Source organism: Acinetobacter harbinensis (genome assembly GCF_000816495.1).
Classification (GTDB): Bacteria; Pseudomonadota; Gammaproteobacteria; order Pseudomonadales; family Moraxellaceae; genus Acinetobacter; species Acinetobacter harbinensis.
Genome location: NZ_JXBK01000001.1, coordinates 679731 through 706183 on the forward strand (window position 1 = coordinate 679731; position 26453 = coordinate 706183).

The 26453-nt window shown below is 45.1% G+C and carries 17 protein-coding genes; 4 read left to right on the forward strand and 13 right to left on the reverse strand.

Features of this window, described 5'->3' with window-relative positions; translation table 11 throughout:
* Positions 1-3: 3 nt before the first annotated feature.
* The 12 genes from SE27_RS03195 to SE27_RS03250 form a co-directional block, all read right to left on the reverse strand.
* On the reverse strand, positions 4-279 hold the full coding sequence (locus tag SE27_RS03195; protein ID WP_039620797.1) for a monovalent cation/H+ antiporter subunit F: 276 nt from the start codon (positions 277-279) through the stop codon (positions 4-6).
* Entirely contained in the window at positions 276-797 is a 522-nt protein-coding gene (locus SE27_RS03200) for a Na+/H+ antiporter subunit E (protein WP_039620800.1), read from the reverse strand. Before SE27_RS03200 ends, SE27_RS03195 begins: the two co-directional genes overlap by 4 nt.
* 1 nt (position 798) lies before the next feature.
* A complete protein-coding gene (locus SE27_RS03205) occupies positions 799-2604 on the reverse strand; it encodes a monovalent cation/H+ antiporter subunit D (RefSeq protein WP_039620802.1) in 1806 nt (601 codons plus the stop codon).
* Positions 2604-2969 carry a Na+/H+ antiporter subunit C gene (locus SE27_RS03210; RefSeq protein ID WP_039620804.1) on the reverse strand — a complete coding sequence of 122 codons (366 nt, stop codon included), beginning with the start codon at positions 2967-2969 and terminating at the stop codon, positions 2604-2606. Before SE27_RS03210 ends, SE27_RS03205 begins: the two co-directional genes overlap by 1 nt.
* Positions 2966-5812 carry a monovalent cation/H+ antiporter subunit A gene (locus SE27_RS03215; RefSeq protein ID WP_039620806.1) on the reverse strand — a complete coding sequence of 949 codons (2847 nt, stop codon included), beginning with the start codon at positions 5810-5812 and terminating at the stop codon, positions 2966-2968. The genes SE27_RS03210 and SE27_RS03215 overlap by 4 nt, the downstream gene beginning before the upstream one ends.
* Before the next feature lie 540 nt (positions 5813-6352).
* Positions 6353-7858: a UvrD-helicase domain-containing protein gene (locus tag SE27_RS03220; RefSeq protein ID WP_039623775.1), complete on the reverse strand. Its 1506-nt coding sequence runs from the start codon at positions 7856-7858 to the stop codon at positions 6353-6355.
* A 10-nt stretch (positions 7859-7868) separates the two neighbouring features.
* The gene (hisIE, locus tag SE27_RS03225) at positions 7869-8651 is read right to left on the reverse strand and encodes a bifunctional phosphoribosyl-AMP cyclohydrolase/phosphoribosyl-ATP diphosphatase HisIE (protein ID WP_039620808.1); all 783 of its coding nucleotides are present in this window, start codon (positions 8649-8651) and stop codon (positions 7869-7871) included.
* Between the two features lie 240 nt (positions 8652-8891).
* The gene (locus SE27_RS03230; RefSeq protein WP_039620810.1) at positions 8892-9971 is read right to left on the reverse strand and encodes a patatin-like phospholipase domain-containing protein; all 1080 of its coding nucleotides are present in this window, start codon (positions 9969-9971) and stop codon (positions 8892-8894) included.
* Positions 9972-10127: 156 nt separating this feature from the next.
* Positions 10128-11747, reverse strand: a complete 1620-nt coding sequence (locus tag SE27_RS03235; RefSeq protein WP_039620811.1) for an ABC1 kinase family protein — start codon at positions 11745-11747, stop codon at positions 10128-10130.
* Positions 11748-11759: 12 nt separating this feature from the next.
* Complete coding sequence (locus SE27_RS03240) at positions 11760-12443, reverse strand: ubiquinone biosynthesis accessory factor UbiJ (RefSeq protein ID WP_039620813.1); 684 nt, start codon at positions 12441-12443, stop codon at positions 11760-11762.
* A gap of 11 nt (positions 12444-12454) precedes the next feature.
* The gene (ubiE, locus tag SE27_RS03245) at positions 12455-13405 is read right to left on the reverse strand and encodes a bifunctional demethylmenaquinone methyltransferase/2-methoxy-6-polyprenyl-1,4-benzoquinol methylase UbiE (RefSeq protein ID WP_039620815.1); all 951 of its coding nucleotides are present in this window, start codon (positions 13403-13405) and stop codon (positions 12455-12457) included.
* Between the two features lie 147 nt (positions 13406-13552).
* Complete coding sequence (locus SE27_RS03250; protein WP_039620817.1) at positions 13553-14266, reverse strand: FFLEELY motif protein; 714 nt, start codon at positions 14264-14266, stop codon at positions 13553-13555.
* Positions 14267-14469: 203 nt separating this feature from the next.
* Here SE27_RS03250 and pap point away from each other — a divergent pair, with 203 nt between their 5' ends.
* On the forward strand, positions 14470-15891 hold the full coding sequence (gene pap, locus SE27_RS03255) for a polyphosphate:AMP phosphotransferase (protein ID WP_039620819.1): 1422 nt from the start codon (positions 14470-14472) through the stop codon (positions 15889-15891).
* A 47-nt stretch (positions 15892-15938) separates the two neighbouring features.
* On the opposite strand, the gene SE27_RS03260 is transcribed toward pap, so the two are convergent.
* Complete coding sequence (locus SE27_RS03260; protein ID WP_039620821.1) at positions 15939-16445, reverse strand: hypothetical protein; 507 nt, start codon at positions 16443-16445, stop codon at positions 15939-15941.
* Between the two features lie 182 nt (positions 16446-16627).
* On the opposite strand from SE27_RS03260, the gene SE27_RS03265 reads away from it, so the two are divergent.
* The 3 genes from SE27_RS03265 (at position 16628) to recD (ending at position 25879) form a co-directional block, all read left to right on the forward strand.
* Positions 16628-20335, forward strand: a complete 3708-nt coding sequence (locus SE27_RS03265; protein WP_039620824.1) for an exodeoxyribonuclease V subunit gamma — start codon at positions 16628-16630, stop codon at positions 20333-20335.
* A gap of 8 nt (positions 20336-20343) precedes the next feature.
* Positions 20344-24042: a UvrD-helicase domain-containing protein gene (locus tag SE27_RS03270; protein WP_039620826.1), complete on the forward strand. Its 3699-nt coding sequence runs from the start codon at positions 20344-20346 to the stop codon at positions 24040-24042.
* 73 nt (positions 24043-24115) lie between these two features.
* On the forward strand, positions 24116-25879 hold the full coding sequence (gene recD / locus SE27_RS03275) for an exodeoxyribonuclease V subunit alpha (protein ID WP_148308914.1): 1764 nt from the start codon (positions 24116-24118) through the stop codon (positions 25877-25879).
* The last annotated feature ends 574 nt before the right edge of the window (positions 25880-26453 follow it).

A 26453-nucleotide genomic window follows, 5' to 3' on the forward strand; every position in this document is an offset into this window, starting at 1 on the left:
TTCCTAATCCATAACATGGCCGCTGGTAAAATAACGTGCCAGCGCGGCAGTGGACACAAAACCCAGCATCGCCACCAATAAAGCACCTTCAAAGACTGAGGCGCTGGCCCAATAAATACCCAACACCACAATCAAACAGGTGGCATTGAGAAATAACGTATCGAGCGCTAACAGACGATCGACAATAGAAGGGCCCATCACCAAACGAACCAAACAAAGCAACATAGAAACGGTAATGGCCAGCATACAAATACCAAGGGCATAAGGTAAAATGCTCATTGCTGTTCTCCTAATGGCACATTAAAAATTTGCATCAATGGGCGTTCATAACGATTTTTAATGTCTTGAATATCGAGCTCTGCATTGTCACTACTGAGAGCATGTACCAAAATATCACCACGATCTTGATCGATGCCTGCACTGACAGTGCCTGGTGTGGTGGTAATGATCATGGCCAATAATACATTGACCTGTTCATGTTGCGAGTCCAGCGGAACGCGGAACCATTTCGGTTGTAAGTTGCGCGTTGGGCCCAGCACCAATTTGGCCACTTTGACATTGCAGACAATAATATCCCACAGCACCACCACAAATAATTTTAACGCTGCTCGCCAATCAATATTGGGTGTACTGGTGAGAAAAGGATCGACTAAGCGTGGAATGAATACCGCCAGTAGTGCCGCCATCAGTAGCGTTGCTGCATCTAAACTGTGTGCCAGCATGATCCAACTGAGCGCCACAAGAATTGACACCACCGGATGCGGTAACCACGTTTGCCAAAACGCTATTTTTTGCATATTACGGCTCCACTGGTTTAAGTTGCGCATCATCAGCGTGTATAGGCTGCGAGGTATGTTGTTCAATCTGCCGGTGTTTATAGGGTGAAATATGCTCACCGTGTAGAGTGTTGTTAGAAATAATATACGGAATGAGCGCTGCATTTGGATCGATTGTTTCACCGCCATATTGGGTTTCAGGCAGGTTTTCCGGATCGTACGGTTGCACACTAATCACTTGGTTGAGATTATCTTGTTTTAAGATACTGCGCTCATATAAATCCTGTTTTTGTATTTGTGCCGCAGTTTGAAACATATACTGTTGGATTGGACCGGCACAGACGCTATAGAGCACCAAGCCTGTCAGCAACAGATAGACGGTTGTGTCATTGCGTGCTGGTGCCTGCTCAGGTAAACCTTGATACAGCTTAAATTCAGCGCTCTCTGGATTGACTTTTGGTTTGGTGGCGCGCCAAAACAGAATAAAACCAATGCGCGTAAAGGCCAAAATGCTGAGTAAACTGACGATTAATAAGGTCGCAATAATCAATCCTTGATGCGGCGAGCCTGCTGTGGCTTGTAAGATAAACACTTTGCCCAAAAAACCACTAAAGGGTGGTAAGCCAGCCATAATCAGCGCAATCAGTAAAAACACCAACGACAGTATTTTATGTTGCTTCATCTGCGGTGAAACTTGAAAATGGTCTTTAAATGCTCCGCGCTGTGAGGTAATCCAACCGGCGACCAGATAAAATACTGCGCCAATTAAGGTGCTGTGCACCAAATAATATAAAGCCGCGGCCCATGCCAAGGTGTTAAACAATGAGATGGCAATCAGCAAGGTGCCAATGGAAGATAAAATCATAAAGCCGACAAAACGGCGTAAGCGTTCTGCACCAATGGCACCAATCACGCCATACACGGAGGTGATTAACCCCAACGGCAGTAAACAACTGACCAAAATGGCGTGGCTTAAATCATCGCTAAAAACTGTGCCATTAATCCGTAAAATGGCATAAATACCCACTTTGGTCATAATGGTGAACATGGCTGCCACCGGCGTGGTGGCCACGGCATAGGTTTTGGGCAACCAAAAGCCCAAAGGCAGCATAGCGGCTTTAATCCCAAACACCACCAGCAGCAATAAGCCGCCAGCCACGGCAAGTTTATGTTGATCGGGTTCTAAGAGGGGAATTAAACGCGCCACATCGACCATATTTAAGCTGCCGACACTGCCATAAATCATGCCTAAGCCAATCAAAAACAGTGCAGAAGCCAATAAATTGATGGTGACATAATGAATGCCGAGTTGGAAACGTGCTTTGCCTTGGCCATGCACCAACAAGACATATGAGGCCATCAATAAGATTTCAAAAAATACAAATAAGTTAAATAAATCGCCAGTTAAAAATGCACCGCATAGACCCATTAACAATAGATGGAACATGACATGAAAATAACGGCCACGCGCATCCCAATCTGAGCTTGCAAACCATAAAATAATGCTGGCAAGGCTATAGGTGAGCACCAACATCAGTGCAGACAACTGATCTAGCACCAATACAATCCCAAAAGGCGCAGACCACTCCCCTAAATTGTAGACCGTAATGTGCCCTGTACTGGCCGAAATCAGATACAGCAGTGCGGTGCTTAACCCTAAAACACATGAGACATAACTGATGCCGCGGCGCCAAGGTTGACGCCAATCGTGTGATAAGGCCGTTGCGCCGGGGTTGCCCAACAGCACCAATAAAAAAGCAGTAAACGCTGGAATTAGGATACTAAAAATAGGGCTATGCGCAGTCCAAAATTGGATGACAGCATTCATTAAGGCTCATCCTCACGCGGGTCAATCGCGGTAATGTTTTCTTTAGAATCGACATGGTCGGTGCCGCTTTCATAGCGGCTGCGCAGTGCCAGTTGCACAATAAAAGCCGTAGTGGCAAAACCAATCACAATGGCTGTTAACACCAAGGCTTGTGGCAAAGGGTCAGTGGCCTTGGTGGTTTCAGTCAATACGGCGGGCGCATTCACTTGAATGCGTCCCATGGCAAACAAAAATAAGTTGACCGCATAGCCAATCATCGCCAGACCCAACACCACAGGAAAAGTACGAGCACGTAATATGAGATAAATGCCCGTAGCAATCAGTAAGCCGATAGCAGAGGCCAATAAAAATTCAAGACTAATCATGAAACATCCTCTTTCAGCACGGGACCGGCCATACTGGAGTGACGTGAATCGCCGAGTACCGAGATCATCAGCATGGTCGCACCGACCACGGTGACATAAACCCCGACATCAAACAGTGCAGCCGAAGCCAAGTGCATTTCACCCAAAATCGGTGGCGAAATATAGATGTGTGCGCTGGTTAAAAAAGGTCGTCCCCATAACCAAGCGGCTAAACCGGTACATCCGGCAATGACTAAACCGCTGCCAATCCAAATTTCGTATAAACGACCCGATTTGGCTTTGAGTAGTTGTTCGGCTTGATCTTGACCTAGTGCAATATATTGAATCAGCAGTGCCAATGCGGTAATTAAACCGGCAATAAATCCACCGCCGGGTAAGTTGTGTCCGCGCAAGAAAATATACAGGCTAACCACCAAGGCCAAGGGCAAGACCCACGACGCGGTAATTCTGAACATCAGCGGGGAGGGGTTAAAACGATAGGTTAAACCGGGGGTAATGGTGGTGCCATGTGCACGCATGCCATCCATTAAACACAAGGTGCCCAGTGCGGCAATACCCAACACCGTGATTTCACCAAAGGTATCGAAGCCACGGAAATCGACCAAAATCACATTCACCACGTTGGTGCCGCCGCCCAGTGGAATGGATTGCTGCATGAAGAACCATGAGATTGAATTGTGATCACGGGTTAAGATGAGCCAGCTAATCCAACCGATGCCGAGTCCGCCACCAATGGCAATGAGTGCATCGCGCCAGCGCCGTGAAATACTTGATTCATAAGGCGTCAACTGCGGTAATAAAGACAAGCTCATTAACAATAAAACGGTGGTCACCACATCGACTGTAATTTGAGTCAGTGCTAAATCGGGCGCCGACAAGGTCACAAACACCATGGTCACCACCAGACCGACGGCACCACTGATCAGTACTGCTTTAATGCGCTCATGATGAAACCATAACATCATCCAACAGGCACTAAACAGTAACAGCCACAGTACGATGGCAATCGCTGGCGCATGGGTTAGCTCGCGCGTTCCGGTGCTTAAACCTTGGTTAAACAGCGGAATACTCAGCAGCGCACCGGTAAACAAAACAATCCACATTAAATAGTTTTGTAATGAGCCATTTTCAGTTTTGCGTTTGATTTTTCGAGAGATCAACAATAACTGCTTTAAAAATAATTCGAATAAAATTTTGCCTTGCAGTTTGCCTAAGTTGCGGTCTAGATCAATCTCACGAAGTTTGCCATTTTTAGCCAATATGAAATACAGCAGCAGGCCGCCGCCAATGGCAATCAGGCTCATGACCAATGGCCCGTTAAAACCATGCCAAAGGGCTAAATGTACGCCAGAGAAATCGGTGATTTGCGTGCTGGCACGGGTACTGGCATTGACAATCGGTTCTACTAAAAGTGCAGGTGCAATACCGACTAAAATACACAGTGTGGCCAAAATAGTGGCCGGTGCGCGCATACCAAAAGCCGGTTCATGTGCCTCTTTATTCGGAACTTGTAGGCCAATCGGGCCATCAAAAAACACGCCATGTACCAAACGAATGGAATAGGTGACGGCAAATACGCCGGCCAATGTGGCCAAGATCGCTGCAAAAATCAGTACTGGCCCTGACAGATTGGCCACCAATTCGGTAAAAAACATCTCTTTAGATAGAAAACCATTGGTCAGCGGTACGCCGGCCATCGCGGCTGCGGTGATCATGGTCAGTGTGGCGGTAAAGGGTAATAATTGCCACAACCCACTGAGTTTACGTAAATCACGGGTACCCGTTTCATGGTCGATGATACCGGCAATCATAAACAAGGCCGCTTTAAAAGTGGCATGATTAATAATATGGAAAATTGCCGCAGCAATCGCCAACGGTGAGCCAATGCCCAATAAACACACAATCAGACCCAAATGACTGATGGTGGAGTAGGCCAAGAGGCCTTTTAAATCTTCTTTGAAAATGGCAAAAAAGGCGGCCATCACAAAGGTCAACAGCCCCACAAAGGTCACAATATTATGATACAGCGCCGCACCGACAAAAATCGGCGATAAGCGCGCCAGCAAGAAAATACCGGCTTTCACCATGGTGGCGGAATGCAGATACGCCGACACCGGTGTGGGCGCGGCCATGGCATTGGGCAGCCAAAAATGAAATGGGAACTGGGCACTTTTGGTAAATGCCCCGACTAAAATTAACAGCAAGGTGGGGACAAACAAACTGTGCTGTTGAATCAGCGCACCCATCGTTAAAATTTGATCAATTTGATAAGTGCCGGTAATTTGACCGAGCAGAATAAAACCACCCAGCATGGCCAACCCCCCCATACCGGTGATGGTCAGTGCCATACGCGAACCGCGCTGCGCTGCTTCGTAATTGCTCCAGTACCCGACCAAAAGAAAGGATGAAATACTGGTGAGTTCCCAAAAAATACTCAGAATAATTAAATTATTTGACAGCGAAATGCCCAGCATGGCGGTCATGAATAACATCAGCAACAGATAGAGCTTACTGAGTGAATTTTTGGGACTTAAATAATAATAGGTATAGATGTAAATGAGTGTGCCGATGCCGGTAATCAGTAGCGAAAACAGCAGACCTAATGCATCCAGTCGGAAACTTAAATGAATACCGAGTTGCGGTAACCATGGCCAACTTTGCAGGATGACGGCGCCATTAAACACTGCTTTGGCTTGGGTTAACAACAGAATCAGACTACTGAGACTGACTGCAATTGCCCCTAAAGCCGTTGCTCCGCGCGAAAATTTCTTCAGCCACGAAACAAGCGCAGTGCCAAGTATTAACGGTAACAATATAATAATCGGTAGCACACTTATATCCATTATCGTGAATTAGGTTGAGTTAATCACCTAAAGATGAATGTGGTCTGTTCAAGCATTACTGGAGCATAAAAAGCATCCATACTTTCAAGCGTTGAAAGTTAACTTGAATTAAAAATAGTGAAAGACAAGCTGTGTTGCGCAACTTGTAAAAGTCATCCTAAAATCGGATTTTACTATAAGATTTTGAATATCACTGATTTTATTACAGGAATAAAACAACAGCAATCAGTTTAGGCGCAGTGCATGATTATACCCTTAACCGGACGAAGTGGCCGTAGAGTGTTTAACCAAATAAAAACCGCAGCAGTATGACTTAAATCTTAACATTGTTTTTGAGCTGAAATGGCCTTTAACTTAAAGCCGGATGTCCAGACTGGCGGTGCGCTTGCCGTAAATGCCTACATACATGAAGCAGATGGCGTATCATGGGCTTTCGAGAACAGCGATGAACTACAGTGAAACATCAGCAAAATGCAACGCATGTTTAAGTTGAATGGCTGCAATGTTTATAAAGCTGCGACAGCATCAACGTGGCTGAACTTACTTTGCCGGTGCTTGACGTAACGATAACGGCATTTTCTTTTTCAGTTGCTGCACTAAATCATAAATATGATGAATATTTAAGCTGACTTTGGCGCGGGTACAGGCCACATAAAGCAGTCTTAATTCTTCATCACTAATTTTGTGTTCTTTGTCATTGAGCTTAAATTGATAGTCATCTTCAATATGCACGCGATCCCACTCTAAGCCTTTGGCCTTATGCGCAGTGGAAATAATATAATCGCCTTGTCCAATCGGACTAATTTTGGCAAGGGCACGTTTTAATGGATCGGTGCCATGATCATCCACCAGTTTGACCAATGGCTTAATGTCACTGCCGTCATTGGTTTCACAGTATTCATGTACGTCATGCCATGAATTAAACCATGCCAGCTCGGGCACATCGACCACACGTTTGCCTTGTTTAAGCATACTGGCAGCATCAACAAAACGATTTAATTTAACGTGATCGGCTTGTAAGCTGACTTTGTCGCCTTGCACCAAACCGGCCAAAAGTAATTCCATGGCACGGGCATTGGTACGGCATAAAATCGCATCGCGTTGTTTGGTGTGCGGTTTATTCACCACTTTAGAATTTAAGTTGGCATTGCCAAGCAGCGGTACAGTTTCATGCAGTGCACCCAAAATAGCGTTGGCATTTAAGGCAATTTCTTCACCAAACCGAAATGAAGTGGTGAGACGGGTTTCTGGCAATGGCAATTGCTGCATGGCATTAATGGCACCGCGCCACGCATAAATTTGTTGATGTGCATCGCCGACATAAATCACTTGGGTATTTTTTTGACGCAGTAAAATGCCCAGCATCAATGGGTCAGCATCTTGTGCTTCATCAAACAGGACATAATCGGTGGCAATGTTCGGCTCAGACAAGGCCCAGAGTTTCAGATAAATATCGTGACCAATACCCGCTTGATGATACGGATCAATTGATTCTAACCAGCGCCGTTCAATGGCCGGATAAAGATGCAACTGTAATGCGGTAATATCATCGGGATGTAACCAGCTGGGTGCTTGCAGATGGCGCGGGGCTGGATAGCTGGAACTGGTCGAGCAAAAATAGCTGACCGCATTGGCGACCAGACTGGCCAAACGGCTTGGCATCATCACATATTTTTCATAACGTCCACCCATCATGCGGCGTAAAGTGATGGGCGTCAGATGATATTCTTTGGCAATAAAACTTGGACTTAAGCGCGGTAGACGCAGTTTATCGGTCACGCCGCGCGGCACACTACGAAAGGCCAGCGAGTGAAAAGTACGACAATCGACATTGCGATGGAATTTACTTTGCGCTTCACTGGCAATGGCTTTGTTAAAAGCCAAATACATGCCGCGCCGTTCAGGCATAGCCTCGCTGATCATTTGTAAGGTGGTGGTTTTACCAGTACCGGCATAGGCAATCACTTTAAAGGATTTACCCAAACGGGCGTTGTCTATGGCAATGGCTTGCTCAAGGGTGGCACTGGGCTTTTGAACGTCAGACACAGGCATCAACTTAATTTGAACGACTGGCTTTTTCAACCAAGCCCGATAAGCCTTGGCGACGCGCCAACTCATTTAAAATTAATTGCGGTTCAAGGTCAAAATACCCAAGCATAACAATGGTGTGAAACCAAAGGTCAGCCACTTCATAAATCAAATCGTTTTTATGGTCTTCATGTGCCTCAGCTTTAAAATCTTTGGCGGCAATCACGGTTTCAAAGCTTTCTTCACCGACTTTTTCTAAAATTTTATTTAAGCCTGTGTGATAGAGTTTAGCCACATAAGAGGATTCAGCAGTGGCATGTTTACGCTCGGCCATCATTTGTCCTAAATAGCTTAAAACATCCACTTGTTCCGCTTGTGCGGTGGAAGTATTCATCATTGCAGTATGACGATTAACCGGTTTTTGCGTATAGATATCGCTCGGGTCTTTAAGCTGTGCATCGACAATTTCCCAGCCATGGGTGGTCAATTTACGATAAAAACATGACTCACGGCCGGTATGACAAGCGATGCCGCCATGTTGCTCAATCTGTAACACAATGACGTCGGCATCACAGTCCAAACGAATTTCATGCACTGTTTGAAAGTGCCCTGATTCTTCGCCTTTATGCCAGAGTTTCTGCCGTGAACGGGAAAAGTAAACTGCTTGATTTTTTTGTGCAGTTAGCGTCAGTGCCTCACGATTCATCCACGCCACCATTAATATCCGGCCGCTTTGATGATGCTGAGCAATGGCAGGAATGAGTCCTTGTTCGTTAAATTTTACTTCATCGAGCCATTGCAGATTGTTCATACGCATTTCACCATAAATATGTTTAAAATTAAAAAAGGCAGATTAAAATCGCCGTGTTGTAGTGTACGTGATTCGTGCGGCTTTGAGAAAAAAATCTAGCCATGCGCCAAGAGCAGGTAAGGGTAGCAACACGGTTCTAGCTATTAGGGCTGATCTATTGGCGCTATAAAACTCAAACATGCGCACAGCGCCGCCTTTTCAAGCAGCATGATGCGATTCGTTACTCATGTTTAAGTATGCTTAAAAGTCCTGTAACAAGGGTGCAAAATTCTGTTTTTCCACCAGCTCTAAAAACTCATCCCCTAAACGTTGGCTTTCGGCTACAGATTGATTCCACATCTGTATGCGCTGTTTTTGATCCAAACCTTTTAAGGTGAAGTCCTTACGATCGGGCAAACGCCCTAGCGGTAAGGAGTGTAAATATTCTGCTGAAGGCGAGATCAGTAAAGTACGCGCCTGATTTTCCGGATTGGCTTTGCGCTTTTTAAACATTTTATCGAACCAGCCCGGTGTAATGCGGTCAGTAAAATGCGGATACAGCACAATTCCTTGGCTTTGAAATGGCAGATCAATATGATAATCAATCAGTCCGCCATCGCGATAACTGCCTTGCGGTGCATCTGGAATATCTCGAATGGCCGCCATCACGCCGGGAATGGAAGCCGATGCCATCAGCCAAGGCGTGACGTTTTCGCGGTTTAAGGTCTGATAATGGGTGACAAAATCATCGTCAACTTGAAATTGCTGACCGGATGCCGGTTGACTAATCACGCGCTGCATAAACAATCGATTGTGCTTACGCCCCAGTGCATTGCTGCCGATAATGCCGGCCACGGAAGCCAATAATGGCAAAGCCTGATCACTTTGAAAAATATGCTGGGCTTTAATGGAAATTACCGCCAGATGGTAATTGGGGTGCTCAATTAATTGTTGTTGCTGACCTTGAATCAGCTCGATCAACATATTCTGACAAATATCACCGACTTGTTGGCGTGACATTTTTTTATGAAAATATAACTGGGTATACAAATCGGACAGGCGTTCGGTCCCTTCTTTGGCGCCCCACGCCAAAATGCTGGCAAAACGCCAACTGCCAATGGAAGAGCCAATGAGCGTTCTACGCTGCGGGGCTTGGGCAAAAAAATCACCAAAAATGGCTTGGTCCAGCCCTTGAATGCCAATTCCTTTGGGGCCACCTGCGGCACCGGGAACAATATCAACAGCGCTGGCCTGTAGACCTTCTTTTTCAATCAATTGCCGTGCAAGCGTACCCGCACGTAAGTTTAATGCAGGCGCACGTTTTTGCAGAATTTGTGTCATCAGCTATCATTAAATAGACATATGTAGTCTAATTCTAGTCGCTTCAACTTGAGTCACAATGGCCAGATGAGCCAGTTGTTGACTGTGCAGTCATAGCATAAAAAACCGCCTGCGCTCGATCAGCTCAGACGGTGATTTTGAGGATTAAACCTGATTTTATTTGGCCACACGCCAAATAGCCAACACACTGGCCAAGGCAATCAGCAGGGCAGAAATATACCACGGCGCAATAATTGCAATCGATAACACAATGGCCATTAAACTGCCAAACATCCAACTGCGTTTTTGCTGATGTTCCATCTGCAAACGCATGCTTTGTAATTCGTGTAATTGTTTAGAGTGCCAAGCCGATTGGTTTTTTAAGCCATTTAAACTGTCGATCATCAGGCTGGGTAAATCTTGCGCACCCAGCAGTAAATCGGGCAATTGTTGACTCAGCTCTTTGATGTTTTTGACTGGATTGACGTTGGCCTTAATCCAATCGGTCAGAATCGGTTTGGCCAGTTTCCAAATATCCAGCTCAGGATAAAGATCGGTGCCGAGGCCTTCTACATGCACCAAAGTTTTGAGTAGCAACATTAACTGCGGAGGAATTTCTAAATGGAAACGTCGTGCAATATCCATCACTTGAATGAGAATGCCGGCAAAATCCAATTCATGCATCGGTTTTGACACCATCGGCCCAACCGTACGACGCATTTCGCGCGCCAAAGCATCTTGATCGGTGCCCGGCGGAATCCAGCCGGCTTGATGCACCACCAAAATCAATTGCATGAAATTGCTGTTCATCACTGCCAAGAGCATACGTGCCACGGTCATTTGATCGTGTTTAGACAGCTCGCCCATAATCGCGCAGTCCAAGGCAATAAAGCGTGGATTACTCGGATTGAGCGTTTCAACAAAGACATTACCGGGATGCATATCGGCATGGAAGAAATTATCCCGAAACACTTGGGTGAAAAAGATGGTTAAGCCTTTTTCTGCCAAATCTGCACGATTCATGCCCATCCGGTCAAAGGTGGCAATATCGGAAATAGGCACACCAACAATACGTTCAGCGACCATCACCTCTTTGCTGTCCATATACACTTCGGGCACATACATCATGCTAGAGCCAGTGAAGTTATGACGCATACGACGGGTGTTATCGGCCTCTAACGTTAAATCCAATTCATTGAGAATAATTTGACGATAGTTCTGAATAATCTCAGATAAATGCAGTGCACGTGCCGCTTCTAAGCGTTTTTCTAAAGCCGCCCCAAGCCAAGCCAGTATTTCAAAATCTTGCAAAATTTGCTGACGAATATTCGGGCGCGTGACTTTGACCACCACTTCACGGCCATCATGCAGTGCTGCGGTATGCACTTGGGCGATAGAGGCTGCAGCCAAAGGTTGTTCATCAAAACGGGCAAATAAAGTATTAACATCGGCTTTTAACGACTGCTGAATACGCATTTTTGCCACTGCATTATCAAACGGCTTAACGCGGTCTTGCAATAAAACCAATTGCTCTAAAAGTTCCGGTGCGATCAAGTCACGGCGGGTAGAGAGTAATTGTCCCAACTTAATGGCCAGCGGCCCCATTTCCTCTACGGCATTTTTCAGCTTTAGTGGATTTTTACGCTCACGACTGGACCATGCCGCAGGATGTAGACGAATCAGGCTTAAGACATGACGCGCTTTTTCCGGTAATTCTTCCGCAGGAAACAACGTGTCGAGTCTATAGTGCGCGGCGATGCGCCAAAGTTCGAGTAAACGTGAAACGTGCGGAATCATATGGCTCATTACCTAGTCTTGAGGGGATGCAGAAACGGGAAAAAGAGTATCGATTTGGGTGCTGAGTTGCTGAATTTTGGCTTCAGCACGATCGAGGTTTTGATTGAAAATACGGGTATCTTGATTTAAATCGTCCATCTGCCAACGTGCAGCAAAGGCGCCGGTGTCTTCTTTTAAGGCATCTTCAGCAAAGAACAATGCACTGTGTAGTGAGCGTTTTAAATACTCAGGTGCACGTTGAATCTTGCCCAGTTCATGGGCCAAACTGGCGCCAATCCACGGGCTTAAATGTGCAGCTACATCGGGTTCAGCGTGTTGCATAATGCGCTGAATTTCTTGCAACAGACGGTAATCGCCTTGCAATGGAATATTACCCACTTCATCACTGAGCAACAGTTTGCACAGCGCCACCACATTTTCAACATGCAGTGTAGCAGTGGCTTCAAAAACCTGTTGCTTCTGATCAAAAGGACGTTGTTCGAAGATGGATTTTTGATCACTTTGGCCGGTGACGGTGGGCTCTAAGCGAACTTTATGCGCATCAAAAAACACGTCGACTGAGAGCTGCGGTGAGTTGAGCACCACACGTAACATTTTACCGTGCAATTGATTGAGTTGAATGCGCGTAATGGCATCTAAATCAATCACATGATGAATCAAGCGTTCCGCCGCACCCAGTGCGAGTATTGACCACATAGGATAAACCTTTAAAGTTTAAAGCCGCGGTGAACTGCCACAATACCACCGGTTAAGTTGTGATAATCACAGTTTTGGAAGCCGGCATTTTCCATCATGCCTTTTAAGGTGCGCTGATCAGGATGCATGCGGATAGATTCAGCCAAATATTTATAGCTTTCTGAATCGTTGGCAATAATTTTACCCATCACCGGTAAGGCGGTAAAGGAGTAAAAGTCATACAGTTTAGAGAACGGCTCAAACACTGGTTTAGAGAATTCAAGAATCAGTAAACGACCGCCTGGCTTAAGTACGCGGTACATCGCAGCCAATGCCGCATCTTTATCAGTCACGTTGCGTAGACCAAAACTGATGGTCAATAGATCAAAACTGTTGTCTGCAAACGGTTCTAATGTTTCAGCATTGGCCAAGACAAAATCGACATTGCTACAGCCGGCATCAATTAAACGATCACGACCGACATTCAGCATGGATTCGTTAATATCGGACAAAACCACATGACCCGTTGGGCCAACTTCGCGGCTAAAGACTTTGGCTAAATCGCCGGTACCGCCAGCGATATCCAACACATGCTGACCACGGCGTACACCCGACATATTAATGGCAAAACGTTTCCATAAACGATGAATACCAAAGGACATTAAGTCATTCATAATGTCGTATTTGCTGGCTACAGAATGGAATACTTCAGCCACTTTTTGGGCTTTATCATCACTGCTTACGGTTTGATAACCAAAGTGCGTGGTTGCACCGACGTTACCGGTATTTGCACCGCGCGGTAAATTATATTTGGGTACTGAACCTGTGGCGTTTGGAGCAGCATCCGTCAGCGTTTGTTGTAACGTCTGTTGCTGACCTTGTGCAGTGCCTTGCGGAAGTGGTTCAGTTAAGAAAGGACTCACTTTGTCTGTATTTTGTGCCGACTCAGCGGTTGCGGTAGGCGTTTGATTTTCGTTAGACATAGAGTCACTCCTAACATAAAAATAGGGTTAATGTTGAACTGCACGCATGATGACAGATTCTCAGACCTTGTGCAGCAATCCGCGCGTAATTGTTATGAATAATATACAGAAATCACTTTAATACTTTTATTTAATCTGAGCTTGATTTTAGGCGGTCAGCTCAAAAGGTTGTGGATGATCTGAATGCACTGCAGCGATAATTTGACGTTCAACCGCAGTAAAATCTTTCACAAATTTCTCTGCCGACTTTAACGGTTTCATGGCCAAAAAGCCATCTTGGATAAAATCATACATCACCTGAAAGTGATATTTATGCGCTGTGCCTTTACACATTTTAAATGCGGTGTAGACCATAAATGAGCGCAGGTATTTATCAAGACTCAGGCCCAGCTCATCGAGTAAATTAAGCTGGGTTAAGCGTTGCTCGGCTTGATTAAGCTGTTGATAGGTCAAGCGCATCATCTCATCGGTCAATGGTATTTGGTGGGGATAGTCTTTGAGCAGTTGCATGGCCACTTGTTCATCCAGTTGTACTGCTAAAATTGCCAGAGATATACCGGCGGTACCGGTTTTAATGGCATTGTCTGGAATCAACTTCTCCGCTTTATGCACATATTTCATTAAGCGTGCAATTTGCGCCGCCAACGCGTCAAAATCTGGGCCGCCATAAATACGGTTTAGAAAATATTCAGCCATTAAATGGTTTTGTGGTTGACTAAACTGCGCTGCATGGGTGTGTTGCATGCGCTGTTTTTGCCACGCTTGTACCTGCTGTAGGCGCTGCAAAATCTGTGGATTTTGATGATAATGAAACTGCTTATACACGGCCAATAAGTCATCCAATGCAGCCAATTTCGACATTTTAAATCTCGATTATTATTTAGATAGCTAAATCTTAGAGCCAGATCAGAAAACTGGCTATGACAATATGTAAGTAAAGTGCTTAAAAAGAAGTCAATCTGATAAAAAAGAGAGGTTACACAACATAAAAAGCACGATTGAGGGTTTACAGTTGTTTTATGCTTCAATCCATACTCAAGACAATAAAAAAAGGCGGTGCGCGCATGTCTCAAGATAAAACAACCAGTTTGCTGGTCGATGAAGAACAACTTTCCCTCGATTTGATCGAAGCACAATATTTTCTCAAAAATACTCGGGATCAAAATAATGCCAAAAGTGTGGTGATTTTAGTCAATGGGATTGAATTGGCCGGTAAAGGCGAAGCGGTCAAACAGCTGCGTGAATGGGTTGATCCACGTTATCTACAGGTCAAAGCCGACCCACCGATGCTGTTGAGTGAACAGCAACCTTTTTGGCAACCTTATGCCCCCTTTATTCCGGCAGAGGGGCAGATTATGGTGATGTTTGGCAGTTGGTACAGTGATTTATTGGTGACCGCGTTGGGCACTGAATATCCCTTAACCAAGGATCAATTTGATCGCTATATCCAAAGTATGCGGGCCTTTGAGCAAGATTTAAAAAACAACCATGTCGAGATCATTAAAATTTGGTTTGATTTGTCTTGGAAATCATTGCAAAAACGCTTAAAACAGATGGATCCGCGTGAGGCACATTGGCATACCGTACATGGCCTTAACTGGGGCAATAAAAAGCAATATAAACATTTGCAAAAGTTGCGGCAGCGCTTTACCAAGGACTGGATTGTGATTGATTGTGAAGATGAGCAATTGCGTAATCAGGCCTTTGCACACACCATTTTGGCTGCTTTAAAACATTGTCCCGTGCATGCCAGCCAAAGCCAGATCAAATGGAAACAAGCGCCGGTGCCTAAAGTTTTATTGCATCCGGAACTTGAGCCTGCCAGCACAGAAGACTATAAAAAAACCCTGAAAAAACTGTCGTTAAAAGTTACGGAGGCCTTGCGTGCCGAGCGCCGCAGAGTGATTGTGGTGTTTGAAGGAATGGATGCGGCGGGTAAGGGCGGTGCAATCAAGCGTATTGTGCAATGTCTTGACCCACGGGAATATGAAATACACACCATTGCTGCGCCTGAAAAATATGAATTACGTCATCCATATTTATGGCGTTTTTGGAACAAATTACACAGCAATAATGAAGAAATCACTATTTTTGATCGTTCGTGGTATGGACGCGTTTTGGTTGAACGGGTTGAAGGTTTTGCCAGTGCGGTGGAGTGGCAACGTGCCTATGAGGAAATTAATCGTTTTGAAGCAGATTTAATTCAAAGTGAAACGGTGGTGATTAAATTGTGGTTGGCGATCAGTAAAGACGAACAAGCGGCGCGTTTTAAAGCACGTGAAGAAACACCACACAAACGTTTTAAAATTACGGCTGATGATTGGCGTAATCGTGAAAAGTGGGATCAATATTTAGACGCTGCCGCAGACATGTTAAAAAGAACCAGTAGCGCTGCTGCACCGTGGCATGTGATTGCCAATAATGACAAACACAGTGCACGCTTAGCGGTATTAGAAAGCCTCTTAAAACAGCTGAGCGCAAATTAGCGCTCGGCAGTCACACTGTCTTACAGCAAGTTCATAGCTTAACCGTATTAATTGACGATCTTGGCTTGCTGTTTCTGCTGAATGCTTTTGGCGAGTTTATACGATTCTTCAACATGCGCCTCAGCCACTTTTTTCATGACAATATAGCCTAAACTTGCAGCCACAATTTGTCCGCCCAAGGGAATGAATTTTACCACTTGTTTGGTAATCACTTTGGCGGCGACATTGTTTAGTGAGGCTTTCATGGCTGTACGCGCCACCACCAAACCTGAAAATTCAAAACCACGTTTACGCAGTTCTCGCCATTGTACCTGTTTGGTTTTGGTATCATAGACACTGATTTGTTCTGGGGCTAAACCAAAACGCGCATTCACTTCTGGCAGCAGTTGTGACAGAATTCCGATATCGATGACAACATCAAGAAATGGCACAGGCACCACTGCCGCACCCGCAGACACGTAAGCCCGTTTTTTGACCAAGGCTAAGCATTCAACGCGAATACGTTCTAAATTTAATGTGGGATCTATAGCGTCTGGAAGTTTATCTATTTTCATCATGTAAATACCTTAAACTTGCTGTTGTTTCTTGTATTAAATCATCTTTAAGATGCGAATTTCAAAGCATTTTTAAATTGAACCCAGTGCTAAAAGTGCCATAGACAGCCACAGATGTATAGTAAATAATCTTTATGATTTTGTAGGTATTTCATTTTAAAAAAGAGCGGAGTAGGCAATTTATGGCAATTCATGTGATTCAAAGTCAGCGTATTGATGTTTTGGTACATGCCATGCTGACCAGCGTGAATAAGCCTGCCACCCAGCCTTTTCAAGTGCTGCAAACGCAACATTTTATTGTGCCATCACCAGCCATTGAAGCATGGCTGACCCAGCAATTGGCAGAACAAAAAGGCATCAGTGCCAATAGTCAGTTTCATCATCGGATTCGTGGTTTTCAATGGTCGGCCTATCAATGGGTTTTGACGGAACATAAAGAGCAAGTGCGTAAAGCCAATATTCCGCGTTTGATTATTAAATGGCGCGTGTTTCAAAGCCTCAAAAGTTTTATTCAGGCTGAGCACAATCCATTAAACTCAAAGCATGCCTTATATTCACTGGTACAGCGTATTTATGACAGTGCTGATCGGCTCGATCAAGGCATCGAAAAACAGCTGAAAAAACAAGGGATGTTGTATTGGGTAGCCGAACAAGTGTCACGCTTGTTTAGTCACTATATGGAATACCGTGGGCATTGCCAAAAAAATTGTCCACCTTTGCAGTGTGGTTGTCCGACCAATTGGTTACAGGCATGGGGACAAGATAAAGCATTGCCGATTGAGCACATGTTTTTTAACAGCAATACCGACATTTCAGAATTTACGTTAAACCAAGCCTATGAGCTTGAGGCGTGGCAGCGTTGGCTGTGGCAAGCGGTGTTTCATCAAGACTTTGAACAAATGCAAAGCATTGATGCGCTGTTTTGGCAGACCTTAGATGATGAGCATACGCGCGCCGCCGCGCTAAAACGCTTGCCTTCGCAAGTGGTGGTGTTTACCTTGTTGGATTTGCCGCCGACGCAGTTAGCATTTCTGCACCGCTTGGGACAATATCTTGATATTTATATTTTGCACTACAATCCATCACAAGAATATTGGGCCGACAGTGTCGATCCTAACTGGAAGGCGCGTTATGACGTGCGTATCAAAGAGCGCTTTATCGCGCAGTATGAGCAAAAGCATAACCATCCCGCCGCTGATGCCGATATTAAAAAGTTCTTTGATGAATTTACCTTAAATTTTAATGCCGAACAGCGCGAGTCCAGACATCCATTATTAACCCGTTTTGGCAAGCAAGCGCGCGATCATTTTTCTTTGCTGTCAAATTTATCTTCCGGTGAAGATGGCGTCTGGGCCGATGTGTTTATTGATGAATATCAAGATAATTTATTGGCTAAAGTGCAATCCGATGTGCTGTATTTGGTTGAACCCGAAGCGCAGCAATATGAGTTAGATGAACAGGATGATTCGATTCAGATTCATGTCTGTCATTCCAGTTTGCGCCAGCTAGAAGTGTTAAAAGAACAACTGATTCAATGGTTGGCCCAAGGCAGCCTTGATGCACCGCGTAAACCCAGTGATATTTTAGTGCTTAGTCCAAGTTTAACCGAGCTTGAACCGTTAATTCGCAGTGTCTTTGCCCCACCACCAAGTGAGCGAGATTTAATTCAGCAAAAAGCCGGCAGTCAGCATCAGTTGTCCAAAGACAGTGTCTATTTGCCGATTAAAATTGCCGGTGTCACCCAGTTAGATGCACTGCATGCATGGCGTGCAGTTTTAGGACCGATTGAACTGATACAAGGACGCTTTACGCTAGAGGACTTTGCCGATTGGCTAAGTTTGGCTGCCACGCAGCAGCGTTATGCTTTAGCGCTGAATGCCGTGGAGCGCATCACTGAATTGCTCATGGATGCCGGATTTAAGCGCGGATTGGATGCGGCACATTTACAGCGCAGTTTAGCCGTCGGTGATGACGACTATCGTTTTAGTTTTAAGTTCGCATTGGATCGTTTGGCTTTGGGTATCGCCATTCCTGAACATGCACTGTTCCAAGGTACGCTCAGTTACGCCAAAGTCATGCCCAGTGATTTTGAATTAATCGCCAAATTGATTGAGATTTATCACAGTTTTGATGCGCGCCGTGATTGGATGATTGCACATGAGCAGGGTCCGTCGTTGCCGGTTGAACATTGGCTGCACCATCTGATGCACGACATCGCTGAGTTTGAAGCAGCTGGGGTGGAATCCTTAGGCTTGGTGTATAAAATCATCAAAAAACAAGAGCGTATGCTGACCTTGGCCAGTTTTTATGATGAGCATGACCATCACGCCTTGCGCAGTTTAAGCTTGCCGCTACCGTATTTATTGGCAGAAATTAACACCACCTTAGAATCGCAGTTAGAGCAGGCCGAACCGACCGGCCAGATCACCTTTAGCCAGATTGGTCAGATTCGTCCTGTGCCGTATAAATTGATTGTGATGCTCGGTTTAGACAGCGGTAAATTTCCCAATCGCACTGCACATCTGCCATTTGATTTAATGGATCTGCTGAAACCCCAATTGGGCGATCGTTCTCGTTTAGAAGATGATCAAGGCGCATTTTTAGACAATTTGCTTTTGGCACAAGACAATCTGTGGCTGTTTTACAATGGTTTTGATATCAATGATGGTGAGGTGCGCGATCCCTCCAGCGTGCTGCAAGACTTAATTCAGCATTTGGCCTTTATTGTGAAGCCGAAACAGCCAGCCGCGCAAAGTCAGGTCATGCTGAATCTAAACGGCATTGATGTGCCTGAGCAGTTGCAGTCCTTGTATCAGGTGCATCCGTTGTTGCCGTTTGATCCGGTTGGTTTTGAAACCGCTAAACCCAAGCGTTACCAAGACCAATGGTTTGCGGTGGCAGAGCAACTGCGCCATGCTCGTGGTAAACGCAGCACGTGGGTTAACACGCCGTATCAACAGCTTCAGCAAGATTTACAGGTTTTAGACAGCCATCAATGGATTCAAGATGTAACGTTTCCAGCGCGTTTATATTTAAAAAGCTTAGGCGTAGAAAACTTGCGACCAGAAAATATTCTAGAGCTGCAAGAGCCATTGCTATTGGATGGTTTAGGGCGTTATGCGGTACGTGAGTTTTTACAAAAGCAGCCCGAGTCTATTCAGCCTGAATTGTTGATGGATCGGCTGCCGATTGGTAAATTACAACATGGCAGCTGGCAGATCAGCCTACTAGAACAGCAACGCCTCAAGCAACGTTTGTTGATGCATGCACCTGAGCCCACACCGACCACACAGCAATTGTGGAAGATGAATGCAGACGTGTATATGAACATTCGTTTGCCTAAAAACAGCGTGGAAAAGTGGGTCAGTCTAGAAGCATCCAGTGCGCGAGCCAAACGCCGTGCCAAAGTGTGGCTGGAATATTTACTTTGGTTGGCCTATTTAAATATGGCCGATGGCGGCACACAGTTCAGCCGGATTGTGGTGTTTAGTGACCGCACCATTGTCTGTCAGGGCGTCAGCTCCACACAAGCACGTCAATGGCTCGATCACTGGTTGGCTGCGTGGCACTATGGACAACGTCAACCTCTGGTTTTGCCTGCGGCGTTATTGCTGAAAATTGCAGAAAAAGATCAGCAGCATCATTGGCAAGCCAACGCCGAGCAACAGATGATCATTGACGATATGCAGAGTATTTTTAAAGATTGGCATGAAGATGGCAAATTTAGCGGATTTTCTGTGGTCGATAATGAAGCCAATCAAGCACACCGCGATTGGCAATTTATTTTACAAGAGCAAGATGCCACAGCTTTACTTGAAGATGCCTGTCTGCAATTTTCTTATCAGTTGTATCAACCCATTTTTTGCCATCAATACGCCATTGAAGAATAACAACGACTATGAATCATCCACAGATGTTGAGCAGCACCTCGTTTAATCCGATTGCCGATATGCAGTTTAGTGGCTTGCACTGGATTGAAGCTTCGGCCGGCACGGGCAAAACCTTTACCTTGTCCAGTTTAATGGTGCGCATTTTTTTAGGCTCGTATTTGCCCAATCAAGTGATTGCCACCACCTTTACCCGTAAAGCCGCTGCGGAACTCAAAAGCCGCATCCGTGCGCGCTTACTGGACACCTTACATTATTTTGAAGATTGCCAAAGCCTGACCGAGGCTGAAATTAACGCGAAAATTGCTGCAGAAGGTGATCCTTTATTTCAAAAGGTACTCAGCGACTACGCCATGCGCGTTGACTATGCACGCAGTCGCTTAAAATTGGTAATTGATCAACTGGATGAATTGTTTGTAGGAACCTTAGACAGTTTTAGCCAAAAACTCTTGCGCGAGTTTTCCTTTGAAAGTGGCAAAATTGAACGCGCAGATATTACCGATGATGCCAAAGCTTATAGCGCTCAGCTGATTCATGACGTACTGCGCGAGTGGATTCAACTGCAACCGCAAAAGGTGGTGGATTATTTGCTGCTGAGTCAAAAGTTAAAGTCCGCCGACAGTTACATTGCAGTGGTGGACAGTAGCTTGAATTTTGCCTCCGCACAGTTTCAAGAAATCGCTGCGCCGCAACTGGATTTAACCCAGTTTGAAGACTTGGTGGCTGACTTTGTCGCACTGGATTTAAGTTTGCTCGACAGTTTAAGGGACTACTATCAAGCAGACGGGCAGCATCATGCAGTGATTGGCAAAAAGTGGCGTACTGATCTGTTGATGCAGCGCACGCTTTGTCAGGATTTGCCGGCCTTTATTGATGCACTGCGCCAAGAGGGTTGTTATGCGTTATTTGCACCACAGTTTGAGAAAACCTTAAAAAATTTAAGCGATTTGGTGCATAAAAAAGTCTTAAATAAATGTGCAGCAGAGGTGTTACAGCAATTTGAGCAAAATTTGGTCATACAGCACTTAGCGAGATTTCTGACGGCAGTCAATCAACTGAGTGTAGATTTAGAGCTGCTAGATGCTTATTTAAAATTTTATCTCAGCCGCGAAGTGAAAAAGCGTTTACCACAAGTGTTACAACAAAAAAGTGAAACCACTTTTGCCCAGCAAATTCGCACTTTAGCAGATGCCTTACAAGGTCAACAAGGGCAGCGTTTTGCGCAATTCGTGCACAGTCATTATCCATTAATTTTGGTCGATGAGTTTCAAGACACCAACCAAGATCAAGACGATATGCTGGCGCGTATTTGGCGGGATGCCAAGCGTTATCAGCAGGGGTGTATGATCATGGTCGGTGACCCGAAGCAAGCCATTTACGGCTTTCGCGGCGGCGACATGCTGACCTACAACAAAGCTCATGCAGATGTACTGTCCAAGCGTGGTCAAGAATACAGCTTGGGTCATAATCATCGCTCGGTACAAGAATTGGTGCAGGTGGTGGATGCCTTGTTTCAACGCAACATGGATTTTGGTGAACAGGTGCATTACAGTCCGGTGGAAGCCGGCACGCGCAGTCATCCACCACTGATCGATGCACAAGGGACAAACCATCAACCGTTACGCTGGATTCTGTTACAAGACAAAAAAGCCGAAGCCATCCAAGTGGCATGGAAAATTCGTGACTTACTTAATCAAGCCAATACAGAAACATTATATTTACTGGAAAATGACAGGCCGCAATATGTCCTAGAAAACGATATTGCGATTTTATCGAAAAATCATGATGGCTTAGATAAAGCGCAATATGAGTTGGAACGACTGGGGATTCGGGTGAATCGTCCTTCCAAGCGCAGTGTATTTGATCATCAAGTGGCCAAAGATGTGGCTGCACTGCTCAGCGCAATCTTGCATCCTTATGACGAAGGTAAAATTAAACGCGCCTTACTCAGCCGATTATTGGGTTTTAACTTACAGGAACTCATGCAGCTAGAAGCACAGGCCGATGGCTTAAGCCAATTTATTTATGATTTTGACTGCATTCGGGAAATGTGGCTGGAAAAAGGCTTTTTGACCGCTTGGCATTACTGCTTAAACTTATTTCAAGTGTGGAAAAATTTGGTTGCCACACAAAGTCGTGATAATGAACGCAGCGTGGTCAATCTACGCCATCTCAATGAATTGCTGGGGCAGCACAGTGAGCAGCAGCACGGCGCACAAAAACTCTATCATTGGTACTTAAAACAGCTGCAATCTCCGGCACAGCGTGAATGGGAATTAGAGCGCAAACTCTCCAATGAGGCCGGCGTACAATTGATGACCATTCATCAATCGAAAGGTTTAGAGTTTAAGATTGTATTTTTACTCGGTGCCGATAAAAGTTTTAAAGAAATGAATAAAACTTTAAATTTTTCCACCATCGAGCAGGTACATGCAGTCACCGGTAAAGCCGAATTACAGCGTGTGGTGGCCGTCAATGATAAAAACTTATTAGCACCCGAGGCCATCGAGCAGCACAATGCCCGCGCCGTAGCCGAGCAACATCGACTATGGTATGTGGCGCTGACTCGCGCCAGTCATCGCGTGTATGCCGTGTTACACGATTTAGAGGCCAAGTCTGAACATGGATTAGCATTTTGGCGCGGTCAAGCGGCCAATCTTTTTGTACATGCCGGAAGTGCCGATGAGCCTGTGTTGAGCGAAAAGCCACACACCATACAGGCCAAAACACTGGCACAAGTCTTGCCCTTACAGGCCATGACTTTTCCAGCACAGCGTTTTTATCCACGCACTAAAACCAGTTTCAGTGCTTTGGCCCAGCATTTAAGCCGTAAACAAGTGCAAGATGCTTTGGCACTAAGTGATGAGTCCACGTCAAGCGCGGCAGATGAGATTCATCTGCCGACGCCGGTGCTTGAGCTAACACCTGAGCCTATCTCTTGGATTAAACGTCATTTCCCGATGGGCACCGTGGCCGGCACGTTTTTACATGAAATTTTTGAACATATCGATTTTCAACAGCAACAGGATTGGCCACTGGAGATTCGTCGTCGTTTTAAAAATGACTATCCAGCACTGTGGACCGAACTACTGGGTAAATATCAGCAAGAATTTCAGCAAGTGGATGAAGATCTCCTGATTGTTTGGATGGGCCAGTGGTTGGCAGAGGTGTTGGCTACGCCGTTGCATCAAGCGTTTCAATTGAACAAGGTCAGTACGCCAGAGTATTTGGCGGAGTTTCCTTTTTATTTGGCTTTATCCGATCATGTCTTGGCCATCCAACGGATCCATGCTTTGTATGCAGAATATGGCATCGCCATGCTGGATTTTAATGCCGCCAATTCTGCGCGTTACTTAACCGGCTCAATCGATTTGGTCTATTTTGATGGTCAGCGCTATCATATTGCCGATTATAAAAGTAACTTTTTAGGCAACGATCAAAGCCATTATAGCCAAAGCCATATTCAACAAAGCATGTCACATGCCAGTTATTGGTTACAAGCCGGTTTATATTTGGTGGCGTTACATCGTTATTTGGCGGCAAAAATGCAGGATTATCAGATTGAGCAGCATTTGGGCGGTGCCAGTTATTTGTATTTGCGCGGCATGAATGGACAGTCTGAGCAAGGGGTCTATCACTGGACACCTGATGCAGAATTTATTTTGCGTCTGGATGCCATTTTGGGTTACTTTGCAGAAAGTAAAAAATAGCCTAAAAGCTAAGTTTTAATAAAAAACATATTCAATAAGCAATAAAGTTGTGGATAACCTTGAGGGTAACTGTGTGGAAAATAAACAATACCAACCGGCGTCTCATGCTGCATGGTTCAGTACGTGGAGTCAGTTTATTCGCCAAGCGCCGTTTAGTCAGGTGGCCACAGCAGAAGACGACAACAGCCTGATTGAACAGCTGCTTGAGGCACTTCAGCAAGGCGACAGTTGTATTGCCGCCAGTTCCTTACAAGCTGAAAGTCTAGGCGACTTATGGATAGATGCCTCAAAGACAGATTCGCAGATTGCGCCCTTTGTTTTTGAGCAGGGCAGATTGTATTTATATCGCTATTGGGCTTTAGAGCAGGCCTTGGCGCAGCAAGTGGTGCGCTTAAAGCAGCAAACAGTCAGTCCTGTCAATATCAACCGTTATCCTGATTTACTGAGTGACGAATATCAACTTCAAAGTTTAAAGATGGTGGCTGAACAGGCTTTTAGCATGATCACCGGTGGGCCGGGTACCGGTAAAACCTATACCTTGGCACGCATTATTGCACTGCTGAATCAATCGCTGCCCAATCTGCGCATTGCCATGGCGGCACCCACCGGAAAAGCTGCGCAGCGTATGAAAGAAGCGCTCCAAAAATCGCTGGCAGATGAGAAATTACAACAGCTGGTTACTGAAGATTTAAAACAACTACACCCCATTACCATCCACCGTTTATTGGGTTTGGGCAGTAGCGATCAACCACGATTTCATGCCCAACAGCCACTCCCTTATGATTTGATTGTGGTGGATGAAGCCTCTATGTTGGATTTGCGCTTGGCCACCATGCTGCTGTCTGCGGTGCCATCACATGCCCGCTTAATTTTATTGGGGGATGCCGATCAATTGGCTGCGGTGGATGTGGGTTCCGTGTTGGCCGATTTACAACAAGTCAGTGCATTGGCTGAAAACCGCGTGCATTTGCGCAATAGTCAGCGCTTTAAAAGTGGGGCTTTAATTGGGCAAATGGCAAAATTTATTCAAACGCACTCTATCGTGCAAAATAGCTTAGCGCCATTACAACAATTTGCAGCCGCAGTGGTGGCGCCAAGTGAAATTCGGGCCATTGCTTTATCTGCCGATATGCAAGATCAGATTCAACTGGAATATTTGCCACAGCCGATGAGCCAGCCATTTGATGGATCGGGCTATTACGATAAATTGATGCTTGGATATCAGCCTTATGTTGAGGTACTAGAGCACTATTTAACAGCCGATGAACCTGAAACACATCTTGCTAACGTCATTAAAACCTTTGATGAATATCGAATTTTAACCGCAATACGCCATGGTGCTTTGGGATTGTGGCAGTTAAATCTTCAAATTGAGAAACGTCTATTGGCTGCATTGTCCTTGCATATGAGTCAACAAGGCGATTGGTACGTGGGTCGGCCGGTCATGATGACCTATAACGATTATCAATTGGGTTTATCTAACGGTGATATTGGTATTTGTTTTAAACGTATGCATGATGGACAGTCAGTCTTTGAAGTGTATTTCCCCAGTTTAGAAAAATGGGTACCGGCGACACGGTTGCCCAAAAGTATTGAAACAGCCTTTGTGTTGACCATTCATAAATCACAAGGTTCAGAGTTTAGTCATACTGCGGTGGTGTTAGATGCAGCGGCGAAAAACTTACTCAGCAAAGAATTGCTCTATACCGCAATTACACGGGCAAAAAAAGTGGTGACCCTGTTGGCTGACCCCGATGCTTTACTGCAATCTTTAACCATTCGCACTTCCAGACGCAGTGGACTGTTAGATAAAGTTAATAGTTTGTTGACTGGTTAATAAAACATGAACAATACGATGTTTTGTACGAAATTGCTTACAACGATTCAGGAGATTAACGCATAGAGCTTTGTCTAGGTTTTTGAGATGATAGCTGCACATAAAAAGCTCGATACGGAAAGTTGAGCATAATCGCCAAATAATAAGAATAATGTCGAGAGACAGCGAACTTACATTGACGTAAGTAAACAGAGGAAATTTACAGCCGCTAAGCCTTGTAGTTTTGGGAGAGACTACAGGGCTTTTTTATGTTTAAAAATAAGCCTCTTATGTTTTATCTTTCAAACTTATACTTAAGTGAAAGCTGTAAATAGACAGTGTCTGATTGTAGGCATCATTGAGTCTATGCCGCCACAGATAAAACACCAAACACCCAAAAAGCTTAAATAATGTGCGTAAAAGCTTACAAGAAGATACGAGAAAGCCGACTTCTTTACATAACCGTCTATGGCAAAATCTACCACATAGGGACGTATAAGGTCATACAGGGACTTTTAAACACAAGACACGCGGCAAGCGTGCATATTACGACTATAAATAAAACAACAATAACCAAAACAGAAGAAACTACAGC

Bases quoted from the DNA above. Each gene is read 5' to 3' on its own strand.
- SE27_RS03195 (WP_039620797.1), bottom strand. From the start codon at position 279: ATGAGCATTTTACCTTATGCCCTTGGTATTTGTATGCTGGCCATTACC.
- SE27_RS03200 (WP_039620800.1), bottom strand. From the start codon at position 797: ATGCAAAAAATAGCGTTTTGGCAAACGTGGTTACCGCATCCGGTGGTG.
- SE27_RS03205 (WP_039620802.1), bottom strand. From the start codon at position 2,604: ATGAATGCTGTCATCCAATTTTGGACTGCGCATAGCCCTATTTTTAGT.
- SE27_RS03210 (WP_039620804.1), bottom strand. From the start codon at position 2,969: ATGATTAGTCTTGAATTTTTATTGGCCTCTGCTATCGGCTTACTGATT.
- SE27_RS03215 (WP_039620806.1), bottom strand. From the start codon at position 5,812: ATGGATATAAGTGTGCTACCGATTATTATATTGTTACCGTTAATACTT.
- hisIE (WP_039620808.1), bottom strand. From the start codon at position 8,651: ATGAACAATCTGCAATGGCTCGATGAAGTAAAATTTAACGAACAAGGA.
- SE27_RS03230 (WP_039620810.1), bottom strand. From the start codon at position 9,971: ATGACACAAATTCTGCAAAAACGTGCGCCTGCATTAAACTTACGTGCG.
- SE27_RS03235 (WP_039620811.1), bottom strand. From the start codon at position 11,747: ATGATTCCGCACGTTTCACGTTTACTCGAACTTTGGCGCATCGCCGCG.
- SE27_RS03240 (WP_039620813.1), bottom strand. From the start codon at position 12,443: ATGTGGTCAATACTCGCACTGGGTGCGGCGGAACGCTTGATTCATCAT.
- ubiE (WP_039620815.1), bottom strand. From the start codon at position 13,405: ATGTCTAACGAAAATCAAACGCCTACCGCAACCGCTGAGTCGGCACAA.
- SE27_RS03250 (WP_039620817.1), bottom strand. From the start codon at position 14,266: ATGTCGAAATTGGCTGCATTGGATGACTTATTGGCCGTGTATAAGCAG.
- pap (WP_039620819.1), top strand. From the start codon at position 14,470: ATGTCTCAAGATAAAACAACCAGTTTGCTGGTCGATGAAGAACAACTT.
- SE27_RS03260 (WP_039620821.1), bottom strand. From the start codon at position 16,445: ATGAAAATAGATAAACTTCCAGACGCTATAGATCCCACATTAAATTTA.
- SE27_RS03265 (WP_039620824.1), top strand. From the start codon at position 16,628: ATGGCAATTCATGTGATTCAAAGTCAGCGTATTGATGTTTTGGTACAT.
- SE27_RS03270 (WP_039620826.1), top strand. From the start codon at position 20,344: ATGAATCATCCACAGATGTTGAGCAGCACCTCGTTTAATCCGATTGCC.